General features: G+C 66.1%; 7 protein-coding genes. 6 read left to right on the top strand and 1 reads right to left on the bottom strand.

Going from position 1 to position 17,066, the window contains the following annotated elements; all coding sequences use genetic code 11:
- Window positions 1–130 precede the first annotated feature (130 nt).
- Entirely contained in the window at window positions 131–10,531 is a 10,401-nt protein-coding gene (locus AC2D9U_RS23965; RefSeq protein ID WP_484754100.1) for a hypothetical protein, read from the top strand.
- Between the two features lie 298 nt (window positions 10,532–10,829).
- On the opposite strand, the gene AC2D9U_RS23960 is transcribed toward AC2D9U_RS23965, so the two are convergent.
- The gene (locus tag AC2D9U_RS23960; RefSeq protein ID WP_484754098.1) at window positions 10,830–13,157 is read right to left on the bottom strand and encodes a xanthine dehydrogenase family protein molybdopterin-binding subunit; all 2,328 of its coding nucleotides are present in this window, start codon (window positions 13,155–13,157) and stop codon (window positions 10,830–10,832) included.
- A 215-nt stretch (window positions 13,158–13,372) separates the two neighbouring features.
- On the opposite strand from AC2D9U_RS23960, the gene AC2D9U_RS23955 reads away from it, so the two are divergent.
- The 5 genes from AC2D9U_RS23955 to AC2D9U_RS23935 all read left to right on the top strand — a co-directional run.
- On the top strand, window positions 13,373–14,173 hold the full coding sequence (locus AC2D9U_RS23955; RefSeq protein ID WP_484754096.1) for a TetR/AcrR family transcriptional regulator: 801 nt from the start codon (window positions 13,373–13,375) through the stop codon (window positions 14,171–14,173).
- Between the two features lie 141 nt (window positions 14,174–14,314).
- Window positions 14,315–15,292 carry an ABC transporter substrate-binding protein gene (locus tag AC2D9U_RS23950; RefSeq protein WP_484754094.1) on the top strand — a complete coding sequence of 326 codons (978 nt, stop codon included), beginning with the start codon at window positions 14,315–14,317 and terminating at the stop codon, window positions 15,290–15,292.
- A 10-nt stretch (window positions 15,293–15,302) separates the two neighbouring features.
- Window positions 15,303–16,064: an ABC transporter permease gene (locus tag AC2D9U_RS23945; protein ID WP_484754092.1), complete on the top strand. Its 762-nt coding sequence runs from the start codon at window positions 15,303–15,305 to the stop codon at window positions 16,062–16,064.
- Window positions 16,048–16,830, top strand: a complete 783-nt coding sequence (locus AC2D9U_RS23940) for an ABC transporter ATP-binding protein (RefSeq protein WP_484754090.1) — start codon at window positions 16,048–16,050, stop codon at window positions 16,828–16,830. The genes AC2D9U_RS23945 and AC2D9U_RS23940 overlap by 17 nt, the downstream gene beginning before the upstream one ends.
- 49 nt (window positions 16,831–16,879) lie before the next feature.
- On the top strand, window positions 16,880–17,066 hold a 187-nt coding region (locus AC2D9U_RS23935; RefSeq protein ID WP_484754088.1), incomplete at its 3' end, for a hypothetical protein.

Raw genomic sequence — 17,066 nt, 5'->3', positions numbered from 1 at the left:
TGGACAGAAATGACCCTGGGCTCCACGGTCGCGAGGAGTTTTGGCCTTGATCGGGCGGATGCAGGTCCTCTGATGCCGAAGCTTTCTCCCGGTGCGGCAGCGCCACGATAGCTGAGGAAGATGGACTGCGATGGCTACGGTCAACACGAACCTGACCTTTTCCACATCGACACAGTCGCTGTGGAGGCCCGGGCCGGCAACCGATCTGACCATCGACTCGGGCACCGCACTGATCTGGGACCCCGACCCGATCGTCAAGAAGTTCGGTTTCAGCGCCCTGGGATTCTCGCTTGACGCGGAATTCTTCCTCGATGTGAAGTTCGGTCTGCTGGCCTATGCCAGCCTCGGTACCGGCGGTCATTTCGACGCCGCCTTCACCTTCTCGGTTGCGGTCAACCTGCCTACGGCGGTGATCGCGGGCGAGGTGATGACGTTTGACTTCACCAAATTCGAGATCACCTCCTCCAGCATCACCACCGCCGGCTTCGGCACGCCGGAATCCTCCGCCGCGGGCAAGATCGGCGCGGGGCTGGATCTGATCGTCGAGGCCGAGACCGGGTTCCGCAACATCTTGGTCGGTCATTGGTTCGGCGAGGAAGGCCCCTACGATTTCACGATTCTGGATATCAAGGAGCGGATCGAGCTGATCGCGGTCAGCCCGCTGAATCCGGAATTCTCGCTGGACCTGACCGAAGGCGTTACCCTGACTGCCCGCCTGCCAACAGGGGCGAGCATCCGTGAGAGCATCGCCAGCAACGGTGGCGGACGGGTCGCGGGCCAGGGCGCTTCGGAGCGGCAATTCCTGTCGCTGGATGCCGATCTGGACGCGCTGCTGGTCAGGATGCTGGACAAGATCGCCCTGCCTCCGGTGCAGGTGGTGGCGAAATTCCTGGGCGAAGTTGTCTTTGCCGAGCACACCTACGATATCGGCGACTACCTGCCCTTCATTGGCAAGGGCAAGGCTGCGTTCAATTTCACCCTGCTGGACATCACCGCCAATGCCGGGCTGAGCGTGACCGAGGAAGTGAGCCTGGACATCAACAAGCCAGGCACGAACACGCCCGATATCCTGGTGACGCTGGTGTCGGACAATGGCACGGCGGGCAATACCGGCGACGACATCACCGTGCGCGGCGCGCTGGGACAGCAACTGAACATCGATTCGCCCACCCTGCCCGGTGTGGGTGACGCGATCATCACCGCGACCTACGCCGTCAACCGCGCCACCTTCTTTCACGGTGTCGGCGTGGGCATCAACGCCTCCATCAACATCGATGCGCTGTCCGGCTACCTGAGCGGGTCCTGGGTGCCCGAAGCGCTGCGCTTCAGCTTCGGCCCGCTGTTCTCCACGCAGATCCCCGATGGTGGATTCCAGATCAACCTGGGCAATTTGTACGAGGACACGTTCGAAGTCGCCGGATCCGCCTTCAACATCGAGACCGAGACCTATCGCGTCCTCCATGTCGAACGGGCGCTGGCGCCGACCGGCTACGACACGAATCTGCCCAATGCCGAAGAGACCCTGTACGCCTATTTCCGCGCTGCGCACGAACAGCTTGCCGCCATCCAGGCAACGTACAACGACAGCGGATTCAACATCCAGCCGCCATCGAACAGCCTGGAGACCAGCTTCAACTTCACCGGCAACGCCACGCCGGTCATGTTCATCTGGTCGGGCGCGTTCAGCCAGACGGTCACACTGAACACGACGAATGGCAGCGTGGCGACGCTCGATCTGGCCGGACCGCCGGTCGTGCCCTCGAACGCGGCGATTTTCTCGGGCCTCGCAACCGCCGGCCTCGCCAATTCCGGCATGGGCAATGCGAGCGGCTACAGCTTCCTGACTTTGGCAAATCCCTTCGAGAACGTCTTCTATCGCGTCAACGGCAAGGATCTGCTCACCAACGGCTCGGTCAATGTCGAAGGTACGGCCAACAACGATTTCATCTACCTCTACAAGGACGACACCAGCTTCATCGATGGCGGTGCGCAGCGATCGGGTGGGTTCGACACCTTCATGGCCAACTTCGCGGCCTATTACGGCGATGCCGCGATCCGCTGGGACCTCAACGCCTCGGTCACCGCGGAGCAGGCCGGTGCGGGGGGCGGCATCACGCTGTTCAACGATGACCCAGCCATCACCGACCTGACCGTGCGCAATGTCGAGCGCGCCATGCTGCGCACGGGAGGCGCCGATGACTACCTTGTGGGCTGGTTGCAGGGCGATGTGTTCGTCACCGGTGGCGGTGCTGACATCGTCATCATGCCAGCCGACAACGCTGCTGATCTGGCCGTGCTCGAAGGTGGTGACGATGTCTATGTCACCGCCTTCGTCACCCGCACCAGTGCGGCCACAGTGTCGGACGTGGTCTATGGCGGCAGCGGCATCGACAACGTCTTCGTCACGACCGCGACGCAAGGCCTGCGGTACAACATCATCGTCGACACCTTCGACTCACCCACGCCGGCGCCGCGCTTTGCCGGCGGGATCGGCGCCGATGCCGGCTTCGGCGACATTCAGCAATTCTATTTCGATCTGCGCGCCTTCGGCTATGCCACGGTGGCGTCCAATCCGGCCCCACTCGTCGCGACGGTCGATGCCGTCACGCCCGACTACTATGTGCTGCTGAGCGACGGTGCAGGGCCGCACGGCCTGCGGCTGGCGCGCGACGTGGAATACGTCAGCATCGTGGATGGCGGGACGGGCAACGACCTGGCCATCTTCATGGGCGGCACCCGCTATGAGGGTGGTGCGGGGATCGACGCTTTCGCCGCGGACTTCAGCCAGACGGAAAGCGTCTTCGGCACGCGTGGCGGCATCAACATCGTCGTCGGTCGTGACGGGATCGACGGGTTCTATGGCGAGACCGTCATCGACGGATTCGAGCGTCTGCTGGTCGCGGGCACCAAGGCCAAGGACGTGCTGGTGGGCGGCGTGCTGGCCGACTACCTTGGTGGCGGCGACGGCAATGATGTGCTGTCGGGCGGCAGTGGCAACGCGACCGATACCCTGTCGGGTGACGGCGGCAATGACCTCATGTTCTGGGCCAATGGCGGGGCTGACAACATCCGCGGCGGCGAGGGCATCGATCGTCTGGACATCGCGGCGGATGGGCTGGAGAGCCACGGGCTGCGCTATCGCTTCGTCAGCTTCAGCAACAATCAGGTCGTTTCCGGCAGCGAGGTGTTCTACTGGGCCTATGACAGCGCCTCGCTGCTGCTGGATGCGTTGGACTTCACCCGCACGCTTTCCAGCTTCTATTCCATGGACATCAGCTTCGTGACCGATGTCTACGCCAGCACCTATCAGCTGGAGACGACGAACATCCGCGGTTCGGCCACGGGTGACGATGTGCTGCTCTACCAGGGCGGCATCACCTATGTCGGTGGCGAGACGGCCAATGACCAGGACACCTTCGTCGCCGATCTCTCCGCCTTTGGCGCCGCGATCACCTTCGTCATCAAGGATGATGAGGCGCTGGACGGGTCCGACGGCTATACGCTCGCCAACACCATCTACATCGAGGGCATCGACCGCGGCGTTCTGACCACCGGGGCGGGCGATGACCTGCTGGTCGGCGGTCGGCTCGATGATTATTTCTCGGCCGGGGCCGGCGCGGACAGGCTGTATGGCGGGGCCGGCAACAATGAGTTGCACGGCGGCGACGGCAACGACCTGCTGATGTGGATGGCCGAGGGCAACGGCACCATCACCGGCGGTGCGTCCCGCGACCTGAATGCACGCGACGTACTCGTGCAATCGGGTGGCGATGCGGCGTCCGGCCTTCGGATTTTCCTGCCTTCGGGGGTGGAACTGACCACGGGCGGGCCCTTGACCGCCGCTTCAAGCCACCAGGCCCTGGCCAGCGCCGTCGAACAGGCGCTGTTCGCGTCGCGATTCCTCTACGACGCGGGCACCTTCACCCTCGATTACGCCAACATCTCGCGCGTCGAATTCGCGGGCACGGATGCGCATGACGAGATCGTGCTGTTCCAGTACGGCGAGAACTACCTCGGTGGCGAACGCAGCGGCGATGCGGACCTCTTCGCAGGCGACTTCCGCTTCAAGATCGATCCCGGCCGCAGCTTCGGCGACATGGTCTTCGATGCCCGCACCGGCGATGTCTACGAGGCCGCCGAGGACCTGAAGCTCGGCGGCTTCGAGCGCTTCCACCTGCTGCTCGGCGACGGCGCTCATCTGGTACGTGGTGGCGATCTCGGTGACCATGTCGAGGGCACGACCGGCTTCATCACCTTCCTGTCGGGGACCGGCAATGACCTCTTCATCGTCGGCGATGAGGGTGGGCTGTTCGAACACATCGGCGGCGCCGACACGATGTTCGGTGCCGGGTCGGGCACCACGCTGATCTACACCGCGAGCGGCGCGGCCGAGATCCGGCTCCTCAACACCAGTGGCCAGCAGATCGGACCGGTCCTGTCGCGCCTGGACGGCCTTCAGGACATGACGGTGTTCCAGCAGGCACTCGGCGATTCGTCAGTTTACGCGACGCTGCTGACACACGGCGACAGCTCCATTTTCTATAATGGCGCAACCGAAGTCTTCGCCACTGGCAGCGCCGGCAATGACGTGCTGATGAGCGGGAACGGCCAGTCCCTGCTTGCCGGTGGCGCGGGTGACGACGTGCTGATCGTACGGCAGGGCAACCATGTGCTCATGGGTGGTTCGGGATCCGACGCCTATGTCTTCAGCGCCCTGTTCGGGTCAGCGGTGATCCTGAACGAGATCGACACCGACACCATCCTGATGTTCACCGGCGCGACCTTCGCCGAACTCGCTTTCGCGGCAGACGGGCTGGATCTGGTGATCACCACCTCGCCGGCAGACTTCGTCAGCAGCACCTTGCGCGTAGAGAATTACTTCGCGGCTGGTCCGAACGGATCGAATTTCGCGATCATGACGACGGACGCGTTCTTCACCATCGATCTGTCGGGCTTCGGGGCCTTCACCGGCCTCGCGATCGCCGTGCATACGGTGATGAGCGGTAACGATTCTGATGATGATTTCGGCGCCGGCAACCATGTCGGTCGCGAGATCCACATGGGCGGGGGCGATGATTTCGCGCGGGCCGGCGCCGGGCAGGACCGGTTCTTCGGCGGCCCCGGCCAGGACGGTGTCTCCTATATCGACGCCACGGGTGGCGTGACGATCAACCTGCGCCTGCAGAACGGTACCGGCAACTACGCCGAAGGCGACCTCTACAGCTCCATCGAGCACGCGGCAGGGTCGCGCTTCGATGACCTGATGATCGGCTCAGCGACGGCGAATACCTTCGTCGCGGATCTCGGTAGCGACACCCTGTCCGGGGACGATGGCGATGACGCGCTGTTCGGCGGGCTCGGCGACGACAGCCTGAATGGCGGCAATGACGACGATGTGCTGCAGGGCGACGAAGGCCATGACACCCTCATTGGCTACAACGGCAGTGACGTGCTGCGTGGCGGCGATGGTAATGACAGCCTCGATGGTGGCGAGAACGACGACCTGATCGAGACCGGCAACGGCAATGACACCGCGCAGGGTGGCGACGGTGACGACGTTGTCATGTATGTCGGCGACGGGTTCGACATCATCGACGGTGGCCTGGGCCGCGACTGGGCCGATTTCCGTCAGCATACGGGGGCGATCGCGGTCGACCTGCTGAGCGGCGTGCCGGTCCGTTCCACCGACGGCGTGAATGAGACCACCATCGCCGGCCTGAGCGGCATCGAGAACATCCGCGGCACGGATTTTGGCGACGACCTGTTCGGCAATGATCTGGACAACGTCATCGATGGCGGGCTCGGCTTCGACGTGATGGTGGGCCATGCCGGCGCCGATACCTTCATCAGCGGCGGTACGCGGGGTTTTGTCGACTACAACCGGGAGACCGGCACGCGGGGCATCGACCTGGTGTTCCAGTCCTTCACCCCCGGATTGTCACCGCATATCGCGGGCACCGACAGCCACGGCCATTTCGATCGGCTGTTCAACATCGCGATCATCCAGGGGACGTTCTTTGCCGACAACATCCAGGGCAGCGATGATGACAACGAACTATCCGGCGGGGATGGCAACGATTTCCTGAATGGGCTGAACGGCGACGACCTGCTTTTTGGCGAAGGCGGCGACGACACGTTGCTGGGTTTCTTCGGCAAGGACTCGCTGTTTGGCGGATACGGCAGCAACACGCTGCGCGGCGAGGAGGGCAACGATGTCCTGGTCGCGGATGCCCTGACGACCTTCGACAACATGTTCGGCGGCGCCGGGTTCGACACCGCCGCCTACGACCAGTTCGAGCTCGGCCTGACGATCAATGGCAGCCAGGTCTTCGCCAATGGCGTCCAGATCGGCTTTCTGGACGGGATCGAACAGGTCGTGGGCGGTTCCGGCGATGATGTGGTCAGGCTGTCCGGGGTGAACCCGTTGAACCCGTCCAACCGGGAATTCTTGCAGGCCTATGCCTATACAGGCGGCTTCGATCAGATCACTGGCACCGACGTGTTCCTCGGCGGGCGCAACACGCTGAGCTTCGCGCAGTTCGACGGCGCGATGAATGTGCGGATGGGCTCGGGTGTTGCGCGCACCGACGATGCGGCGACCATCACCGGCGACGGCACACGCCGCGCCGCGGTGTTCGACGACATCCACGTTGTGGTCGGCTCGCGCCATGGCGATTACCTGGAAGGCAACGTGATGCGCCCGCTTGGGCAGAACATCACGGTGTCGGAACTCCAAGGTGGCGATGGCAGCGACACGCTGGTCGGGCTTGGTGGCGATACGGTCCTGATCGGCGGCGCGGGTGATGATCTGATCCGCATCTTCGTTCCGGCCTTCGATTCGCAAGGACAACTGCCGATCTTTTTCTACGGGATCGATGGCGGCGCCGGCGTGGACAGCCTGCAGATCAATGGGCTCACCAGCTGGGACATCGATCTAACGGCGAGCTATGCGAACCTGGCGATCAGCGGGATCGAGAACATCCTCGGGAGCACCGGCGCCGACACGCTGGTGGGCGATGCCGGCGCGAACAGCTTCCGTGGCGGCCAGGGCGATGACGTGTTCTTCGGCGGCGATGGCGGCGACACGCTGATCTATACCTCGGGCGTTGATGTCTTCACCGGCGGCCTGGGAGTCGACACGCTGGACCTGTCGGAGTTCTCCGCCGCGGTCGTGGTGGATCTGGCCAATCTATCGGCGACGGCGCGCACGAACGACACGCCGACGGCGACGGGTGGTGTGTTCCGCACGATCGTGACCGCGTTCGGCGGCGACGTCGAAGGCGTGGAGGGCACGGGCTTCAACGATTCCATCACCGGCAACGGGCTCAACAACGTGCTTGCGGGCGGGGCGGGCAATGACACGCTGCGCGGCGGGGCGGGCAACGACCTGTTGATCCATGACGCCGGTCTCGACGTGCTGGATGGCGGAGCCGACCGTGACACAGCCAGCTTTGCCGGATTCCAGTTCGCGATCGACCTCGACCTCACACGAACCGGGGTCGATGTGTTCCACCGCGGCGCTGCCACTTTGGGCACGGGCGCAAGGGTGAACATGGCGACCCTTGTCGCGGTGGAGAACGTCATCGGCAGCGCTCAGGCGGATGCCCTTCGCGGCGATGATCTGGCCAACAGCATTTTCGGCAATGGTGGACGGGATTTGATCTCGGGCCGTGGCGGGGATGATTCGCTGTTTGGCGGCGACCTGTCGGACACGCTGCAGGGCGGTGACGGCAATGACAGCATCCTCGGAGGCGTCACCGATGCCGATCTGGGCGATAGCATCGACGCCGGGATCGGCGACGACACCGTGTTCGGCGGTGCGGGCAACGACACGATCCTGGGTGGTGAGGGCGCCGACAATCTGCGCGGCGAAACCGGCGATGACAGCATCGATGGCAGCGCCGGCGGCGATACGATCGCAGGCGGGCGCGGCCATGACACGCTGCGTGGTGGCAATGGCGAGGGTCTCGACAGCCTCTCCGGTGGCGAGGGCGACGACATCCTGATCGGCGGGATCGGCGCCACAAGCGTGCAAGAGGGCGGCAGCGGCGATGACCTGCTGACGTCTGGCGACGTGGCCGACACCCTGCGCGGTGGCGACGGGGCCGACACGCTGGTCGCCGGCGGCCTTGACGACATCGACGGCGGGGCGGGATTCGACATCGTCTCCTACGCCGCGGCCCTCTCGGCCGCTTTCGTCGTGCTCTCCAACAGCGGCAAGGCCGTGACCGACGGCGCGGCGATTTTCGATCTATTGTTCAATGTCGAAGGCGTGCTCGGTGGCCTCGGGGACGACACGCTGGGCGGCAATGCGGGTGACAACCGCCTGCAGGGCGGTGCTGGCCGCGATGCGCTGTTTGGCGTTGACGGCGATGACGTGCTGGAAGGCGGGGCGGGCAATGACAGTCTGGAGGGTGGTGCGGGGCGTGACCTGCTGAAGGGGCAGGCAGACCATGACACGCTGATGGGCGAGGGTGGCGATGACCTGTTGCAGGGCGACCTCGGCAACGACAGCCTGCTCGGTGGCGACGGTGCCGATGAGATGCAGGGCGGCGCCGACAACGACACGCTGCTGGGCGAGGCCGGCGACGATACGCTGAACGGTGACGAGGGCGCGGACACGCTCGATGCCGGTCTTGGCAATGATGCGGTGAACGGCGGCGCGGGGGATGACATCCTGATCGGCGGCGCGGGCGGCGATGCGCTGGATGGTGGCGCGGGGATCGACACGGCTGATTATTCGGCGGCGACGGGCGGCGTGGTGGTCAACCTCGTCAATGCGGCCCTGAACACCGGCGACGCCACCGGCGACACCCATGCCGGCATCGAGAACCTCACCGGCAGCGCCCATGCCGACAACCTGGTCGGCGATGCGCTGGCGAACCGGATCGATGGTGGCAACGGTGCCGATACGTTGGAAGGCGGCGGCGGGTCCGATACGCTGATCGGCGGCGCGGGCAACGACCTGTTCCGCACGACCGGGCCGGGCGAGAATGCCCGCAGTGACGGTGGCGAGGGCGACGACACCTTCATCCTCAGCAATGCGTTCTTCACCGGCGACATCTTCGGCGGCAGCGGCATCGATCATGTTGATGCCAGTGGCTATGTCGGCTTCCGGATCACCGTCGACCTCGCCGCTGGAACCTATGATGACGGATTGGCGCGGGCCATGACCGGCGTCGAGCATGTGTCCGGCGGTAGCGGCGGCGATTCCCTGCGCGGCAGCACCGCGAACAACCGGCTGATCGGCAATGACGGCAATGACAGCCTGTTCGGCGACATCGGTCAGGACAGCCTCTTCGGCGGCGCCGACAATGACCGTCTCGAAGGTGGCGCGGGTGCCGATACGCTCGAGGGCGAGGCGGGCGCCGACCTGTTGCAGGGCGGGACCGAGAATGACCGCCTGCTGGGTGGCGATGGCGCCGACACGCTCGACGGTGGTACCGGCGCGGATCGGATGTTCGGCGGGTTGGGCGACGACGTCTACATCGTCGATGCGGCCGGCGATGTGCTGAGCGAGTCCGGCGGCGATGGCCGCGACACGGTGCGCAGCAGCGTCACCTTCACCCTCGCCAATGGCTTCGAGGCGCTGGTGATGCTCGCTGGTGCCGTGAACGGCACGGGCAGCGAGGGCGGCAACACCATTGAGGGCAATAGCGCCGCGAACCTGATCTCGGGCCTGGGCGGCGCCGATGTGCTGAACGGCAATGACGGTGCGGATACGCTGCTGGGTGGTGTCGGCGCCGATACGCTCGATGGCGGCACCGGTGTCGCGGATAGTCTGGTGGGTGGCGCGAATGACGACATCTACCTGATCCGCGATGCGCTCGACGTGGTGCTGGAGATCGCGGGCGAGGGCACGAAGGATGAGGTGCGCGCCACGGTCACGACGACGCTGGCGGCGGAGGTGGAGATCCTGCGCCTGCTCGGCAGCACGAACCTCTCGGGCACCGGCAATGCGGGCGGCAACCAGATGCTCGGCAATGCCGGCGCCAACCTGCTCGCGGGCCTCGGCGGCAATGACACGCTGAACGGCGCGGGCGGTGCGGACACCCTGCTGGGCGGCGATGGCAATGACGTGCTGAACGGCCAGGCCGGTGCCGACCTGCTGGAGGGTGGCGCGGGCAACGATATTCTCTCCGCCGGGGGGGGCGGCGACACGCTGATCGGCGGCACGGGCGCGGATCGCCTGACGGGCGAGGCCGGCGTGGCCGATGTCTTCCGCTGGGCCAATGTCGCGGAGACGACGGGCGACCGCGTGTTCGGCTTCGAGCATCTGGTGGACCGCCTGGAATTCGCGCGCGCGGGCTTCGGCAACCTCGCGGCCGGTGCGTTGGCGGCGGGGAACTTCGCCTCGAACACCACGGGCGTGGCGAGTTCGGCGGGCGGCACGCCGCAATTCATCTACGAGACGGATACCGGCCGCCTGTGGTTCGACGTGGATGGCGGCGGCGGCGGGGCGTCGGTGGCGATGATGCAGTTCGCCGCGCGGCCGGTTGTCACGGCCGCGGACATCGTGCTGATCGGCTGAGTTCGGCCAGCAACGGCGGTTCCAGCGCGCATTCCCCGGCGCGCGATGTGCCTGCCTCCGGGTGGCGGAGACCGGCTGCGGTGTCTCGTGGCCTGAGGGCGGCAGTTCCGCGCCCTGGCCGTGGTGGATGACTTCGCCCGCGAGTGCCTGGCGCTGGCGGCGGACACTCGCCGCAGGCTTGAAGCCGGCTGCCTTCCCAAATCCCGGGCGCGGCGGACCAGACACAAGGTTCGGTCACGATCCTGCATCGCCAGCACCGTGCCTGGCCGAGATCATCGCCGCGGCAGGTGCGTCGTCGCTATCGAGTCTGCGCCGCTCGGGGCCCTTGGAGGGCGCGCCAGACCTTCTCGGACGTCGCCGGCATCTCGACACGGCCCGCGACACCTGCACGTGAGAGCGCATCGGCAACCGCGTTGGAGACAGCAGCGAGCGACCCGGTGACGCCCGACTCTCCTGCCCCCTTCACCCCGAGCGGGTTGCTGCGTGCGGGCACCTCATGCAGTTCCACCTGCATCGCGGGCACGTTGAGCGCGCGCGGCATGGCGTAGTCCATGAAGGACCCGGAGAGCAGCTGCCCATCCGCATCATGGACGATGCGCTCCATCAGCGCCTGGCCTAGACCCTGCGCAATGCCGCCCATCACCTGGCCATGCACGATGTCGGGGTTGATGACGACCCCCACATCGTCCACGGCGGTGTAGCGGACGACCCTGGTCTCGCCGGTGTCGGGATCGAGCTCCACCTCGCAGACGTGGCAGCCGTTGGGAAAGTTCAGCTCGGCGGCGTCGAAGTCACCGTTGGAGTCGAGCTTGTGCGGCAGGCCTTCCGGAAGGAGCGGCTCCAGACGCAGCCACTGCGCGATGGCAAGCAGGCCCATGCTGCGATCCGTGCCGACCACACGGAAGCGGCCTGCCTCAAATTCCAGGTCCGCCTCCGCCACTTCAAGCCTATGGGCGGCGAGCATGCGGGCCTTGCGAATGATCTGGTCGCAGGAGAGCGAAAGGGCCGATCCCGCCATCAGCAATGAACGGGACGCGATGGAGGCAAGGCCGCGCGGCACGTCGCGGCTGTCCCCCTGGCGCAGACGGACCAGTTCTTCCGGAATACCCAGGCGAGCAGCCACGAGTTGGGCGAAGCTCGTCTCGTGACCTTGGCCGCTCGACTGGGTCGCAACGACCAGATCCACGCCGCCATCCGAAGTGAAGCGGATCTCCGCACTCTCATAGAGCAGCCCGCCAACACATTCGAGGAAGCAGCAGAGCCCACGGCCGCGCAGACGTCCCGCCGCGCGGGAAGCGATCTCGCGCGCGGCGAAACCCTCCCAGTCGGCAAGCACGAGCGCCTTGTCCAGCACGGCCTCGAACTCGCCGCTATCGTAGAGGCGGCCCGAGGGCGAGCGATACGGCATCGCCGCGGTGGGTATCAGATTCTGCCGGCGCAGCAGCACGGGGTCGCGCCCGGTCTCGCGCGCGGCGGCGTCCACCAGGCTTTCCATGACCAGCGCCGCGGCCTCGCGCCCGGCGCCACGATAGGGGCCGGTCGAGGCGGTGTTGGTCAGCACCAGCTTCACCGTCACGTCGATGGCGGGCGTGCGATAGACCAGCGGCAGACCATTCGTGGTGTTGCGAATGGTCACATAGGGCCCGTGGACGGAATAGTAGGCGCCCATCGCGTCCAATACGTTGAGACGCACGGCAAGGAAGTTGCCGTCTGGGTCGAGTGCCAACGCCGCATCCATGACCGCGTCGCGGCCGTGATTGTCGGAGAGCAGATGCTCGCTGCGCGTGCCGCGCCACTTCACCGGCCGGCCGATGACGCGCGCGGCATGAAGGATCGACACGTCCTCGGGGTAGGGTTGCTCCTTCACGCCGAAGGCGCCGCCCACATCATGGGTGAAGACCAGCATGCGCTCCCGCGGCACGTTGAAGGTGTGGTCGCACAGCACGCGCAGCATGTATTGCACGCCCTGGCTGGCGCAGATCAGGCTCCAGGCCTCGCTGGACGCATCATAGCTGGCGATCGCGGTGCGCGGCTCGATCGGGTTGGCGATGACGCGGTTGTTGATCACGCGCAACCGCGTGACATGGGCGGCGCGCGCGAAGGCCGCCGCCGTGGCGGCCTGATCGCCGCCATGCCAGGTCAGGCCGATGTTGTTCGGCGCATCGTCCCAGACCTGGGGCGCGCCGGGTTGCACGGCTGCGGCCGTATCGACCGCTGCCGGCAGCGCTTCGATCTCGGGCAGGATCAACTCCGCTGCGTCCTCGGCCTGCGCCCGGGTGGCCGCGACGACCAGGGCGATGGGCTCGCCGACATGGCGCACGCGCCCCTCAGCCAAAGCGGGGCGGGGCGCTTCGACCGGGGTAGGCATGGCGAAGCCCGGGATCGGCAGATAGGGGATGCGCCCGATGCCGGCGGCGCGCAGATCGGCGGCGGTGAAGATGCCGAGCACGCCGGGTGCCGCGCGGGCGGCCGTGACATCGACGCCGTGAAGAATGCCGTGCGCGACTGGCGAGCGGACAAAGACCGCATGGGTCTGGTCGGGCAGGTCGATGTCATCCGTGTAGACGCCGCGCCCGGTCAGCAGGCGTGCATCCTCCCGTCGCCGACTTGGCCGCGACAGGCTCATGCGATGGGCCGCAGGAGGGCTGGAGAGGCGACGGACCGGGGATGGTCCCATCGGCGGCGGCGCTGCATGACGTTCCCTCGGAAAAAGCCTCGCCGATTCCGGGTGGCGAGTGATATTAACTGTATAGTTAAGCCTAGACGTCGGCGCTCGGCTGGGTCAAGGCGGACGAGGCGGTGGCTTGCGCGGCGGGACGGCAACGGGAATAAAAGCTGACGATGCAATCAGCCCTGCGCAAGCAACGCGCCCGCGACGCGCAACCCGAGGCGGCGGCCCAGCCCGCGACGCCGACGGACGAAGCAGCGCCGCCCCCCAAGGCAGCTCCCCGCAAGAGTGCGCGGCGCCCGGAGAAGCCACACATCACCACGCCAGCACGCCTGCCCGGGGAGGCGCAGCGGCGCATCCTGGCCTCAGCCCGCGCAGAGTTCGCCGAGAAGGGCTTTGCCGGGGCGCGGACCGAGAGCATCGTGCGGGCGGCGGGAGTGAATCCGAACCTGCTCTACCATTACTTCGGCTCCAAGGAGCGACTGTTCGTTGCAGTCATGGAGGAGGTCTATGGTGATGTCCGCTCGCATCACGGCGATCTCGAACTTGAAGCCCTGTCACCGGAGGAAGCCATCCGGCGGCTGACGGAAGCGACCTTCGACCTGTTCGTCGCCTCGGACGATGTCATCCGCCTGCTCTCGACAGAGAACATCCATCACGCCGAGCACATTCGCGGCTCGGCCAGGATCGCGCATCTTTATGACCCCTTGCTGGCGCTGATCGGCCGCCAGGTCGAGCGCGGGCGCGAACAGGGGGTGTTCCGCGCCGAGGTGGAGGCGGAGGAATTATTCATCACCATCACCGGCCTGTCCTATTTCTACCTGTCGAACCGCCACACGCTGGGGGTCATCCTGCGCACGGACCTTAACGGGCGGGCGCGGCGGGAGCGGCGGCGCCGGCATATCGTTGATGTCGTGCTGTCCTATCTCCGCCATGGCGCGGATGGCACGCAGCGGCTGCGCCAGCCGGCTTGACCCGCTTGACCGGCGCCGCACCGCAAGGATAGCTTGATTAACTAGTTAATAGGCACGACCAAGCGTGCCCGCAACGGAGCCGGCGGGATCGAACCGCCCGGCCGGAGGGAGATGTCGATGCGTCGATTGTTCGTTGCGGCAATGGCCGCGATCGGTCTGCAGCTGGCCACCCCGGCCATGGCGCAGGAACGCGTGACCCTGGTGCTGAACTGGACGCCTTCGGGCGATCACGCGCCGATCTACTACGCCATCCAGCAGGGCTGGTATCGCGAGGCGGGTGTCGATCTGCGCCTTGAGATCGGTCGTGGCTCCGGTGCCTCCGCCGCGCGGGTCGGAGCGGGGGCCGAGATGGGCATTTCTGACCTCGGCTCGGTGATGGTGGCGCGTGGTGCCGGGGCGGACATCATCGCGGTGATGAACATCTTCGCCAATTCGCCACAGGGCTTCTACTGGCTGCGCTCCTCAGGCATCCAGTCGGTGCGCGATTTCGCGGGCCGGCGCCTCGGCAATCCGCCGGGCGATGCGGCGCGCGTCATGTGGCCCGCCATCGCGCGCCAGATCGGCATGGAGGCCGGCTCGGTCACCTGGGTGAACATCAACCCCGCCGCGAAGCCCGCTGCGCTGCTCTCGCGGCAGGTCGAAGGCACGACCTTCTTCTACAATTACCACTACATCATGCAGCGTGAGATGGGCGCTGATCTCGGCTTCGCGTCCTGGCGCTCGCTCGGGCTGAACCTGTATGGCAATAGCCTGATCGCGAATGCCCGCTTCCTGCGCGAGAAGGAGCAGACGGCCCGCGCCGTCACGCGCATCACCCAGCGCGCCTATCTGCATTGCGTGGCCACGCCCGATCCCTGCATCGCCGCGATGACCGCCGCCGTCTCCGGCATCAAGGCCGAGGAGGAAATCCAGAACTGGAACCTGACCGTCTCCGCCCTGTTCGACGACGACGCCTTCCGTAACCAGGCCTTCGGCTGGTTCGTGCCCGAGCGCGTGCGCGCCGACCTGGAAGTGGTGCGCCAGACCTTCGAACTCGCGCGGCCCTTCGAGGCTGATGCGGTGGCCACCAACGCGCTGCTCGACACCACGCTGCGCCTGCCCGCGCGCCGCGCGAACTGAGGCGATGGGCGTGCAGCGCAAGACGCTTCGGGTCGCGGGCATTGCGCTGCTCGCCCATCTGCTTGCGGTGCTGGCATGGCATCTGACGGTCGAGATCGGGCAGTTGCCGGCCTTCATCCTGCCTTCGCCGATGGCCACCTTGGCCACGCTGGGCAACGCCCGCTACGATTGGTGGAACAACACCGCCGTCACGGCCATCGAGATCTTCGGCGGCTTCTTCCTCGCCACCGTGCTCGGACTGACCTTGGCCCTGCTGTTCACCTGGAGCCGGCTTGGCATCGCGCTGCTGATGCCGTTGCTGATCACCTTCAACATGATCCCCAAGGTCGCCCTTGGCCCGCTGGTGATCGTGTGGATGAGCTACGGCGTGGTGACCAACATCGTCATCGCCTTCTCCATCGCCTTCTTTCCGATCCTGCTGACCACGCTGCGCGGCTTGCGCGAGACTGAACCGGAGCTGCTCGAGCTGGTCGGCGCATTGCACGCAACACGCTGGCAGATCTTCACACGTATCCAATTGCCCGGCGCGCTGCCGTACCTGTTCTCCGGCATGAAGGTCGGCTCCATCCTCGCGGTGGCGGGCGCCATCGTGGGCGAGTTCATCGGTTCGGAGGCGGGTCTCGGCTACCTGATGCTGCAAGTGCAGGTGAGACTCGACACAGCCGCGATGATGATGGCGGTGCTGCTGATCAGCCTGATCGGCATCGCGCTCTATGGCCTGGTGGCGGCGCTCGAGGCGCTGGTGGTGGTGCGTGATGCGCGACTCAACTGAGCCCACGCCCTTCATCCGGCTGCGCAACGTCGCCAAGACATTCTCGCGCGACAGGGCCGAGTTCAAGGCGTTGACGGATGCCAGTTTCGATGTCCGCGCGGGCGAATTCGTCTGCCTCGTCGGCCCCTCGGGCTGCGGGAAGAGCACGCTGCTGCGCATTCTCGCCGGGCTTCTCAAAGCCGATGAAGGCTCGACCGTCAGCATCGGCGGGCCGGGCGCGCCCTTCACGCCCGGGCGCGATGTCGGCATCGCCTTTCAGCAACCGCTGCTGCTGAAATGGCGCCGCGTGCTGGAGAACGTGCTGCTGCCGGCCGAGATCCTCGGCCTGCCGCGACGCGAGAGCATCGAGCGCGCGCGCGATCTGCTCGACCTCGTCGGCCTGTCTCAGGCGGAGCGCAAATACCCCTATGAGCTTTCGGGCGGCATGCAGCAGCGCGTCGCCATCGCGCGTGCGCTGGTGCATGACCCCAAGCTGGTGCTCATGGATGAACCCTTCGCGGCACTCGACGCCCTGACGCGGGAGCGCATGAATGTCGAGTTGCTGCGCATCTGGGAGAAGAGCGGCAAGACCATCGTGCTGGTCACGCATGGCATCGGCGAGGCCGTCTTCCTTGGCCAGCGCGTGGTGGTGCTGACCGCTGGGCCGGCGCGCATGGCGGCCGATATCCCGATCGAATTGCCGGCCAATCGCACGCTCGAACTGAAGACCGGCGAGGCCTTCGGCGCCTATTCTCGGCAGATCTATGGCCTGCTCGGGATGAGCTGAGCCACCTGGATCGGGCAGGCGACGCCCGACCAGCCATGGAGGAAAGTGAGTGAGCCCAGCAGCCCAGACCGCCGCGACCATGATCATGCGCCCGACCGAGGCGTTCCGCTTTCCCGGCGGGGCGCGTGTCGGCATCATCTTCAACATCGCCTATGAAGGCTGGTCGCCGGGGCAAGTGCCGGGCATCGGCCCCATGGGCAACCCGCTCAAGCCCGGCTTCTACGATGCCAATGCGG

Source organism: Roseomonas sp. TF40 (assembly GCF_057219975.1).
Note: the sequence above shows the minus strand (reverse complement) of the source record. Positions and strands in the feature narration are given on the sequence as shown.

What these genes read in the sequence shown, in the direction of transcription:
- AC2D9U_RS23965 (WP_484754100.1), top strand. Translation starts at nt 131, where the DNA reads ATGGCTACGGTCAACACGAACCTGACCTTTTCCACATCGACACAGTCG.
- AC2D9U_RS23960 (WP_484754098.1), bottom strand. Translation starts at nt 13,157, where the DNA reads ATGAGCCTGTCGCGGCCAAGTCGGCGACGGGAGGATGCACGCCTGCTG.
- AC2D9U_RS23955 (WP_484754096.1), top strand. Translation starts at nt 13,373, where the DNA reads ATGCAATCAGCCCTGCGCAAGCAACGCGCCCGCGACGCGCAACCCGAG.
- AC2D9U_RS23950 (WP_484754094.1), top strand. Translation starts at nt 14,315, where the DNA reads ATGGCCGCGATCGGTCTGCAGCTGGCCACCCCGGCCATGGCGCAGGAA.
- AC2D9U_RS23940 (WP_484754090.1), top strand. Translation starts at nt 16,048, where the DNA reads ATGCGCGACTCAACTGAGCCCACGCCCTTCATCCGGCTGCGCAACGTC.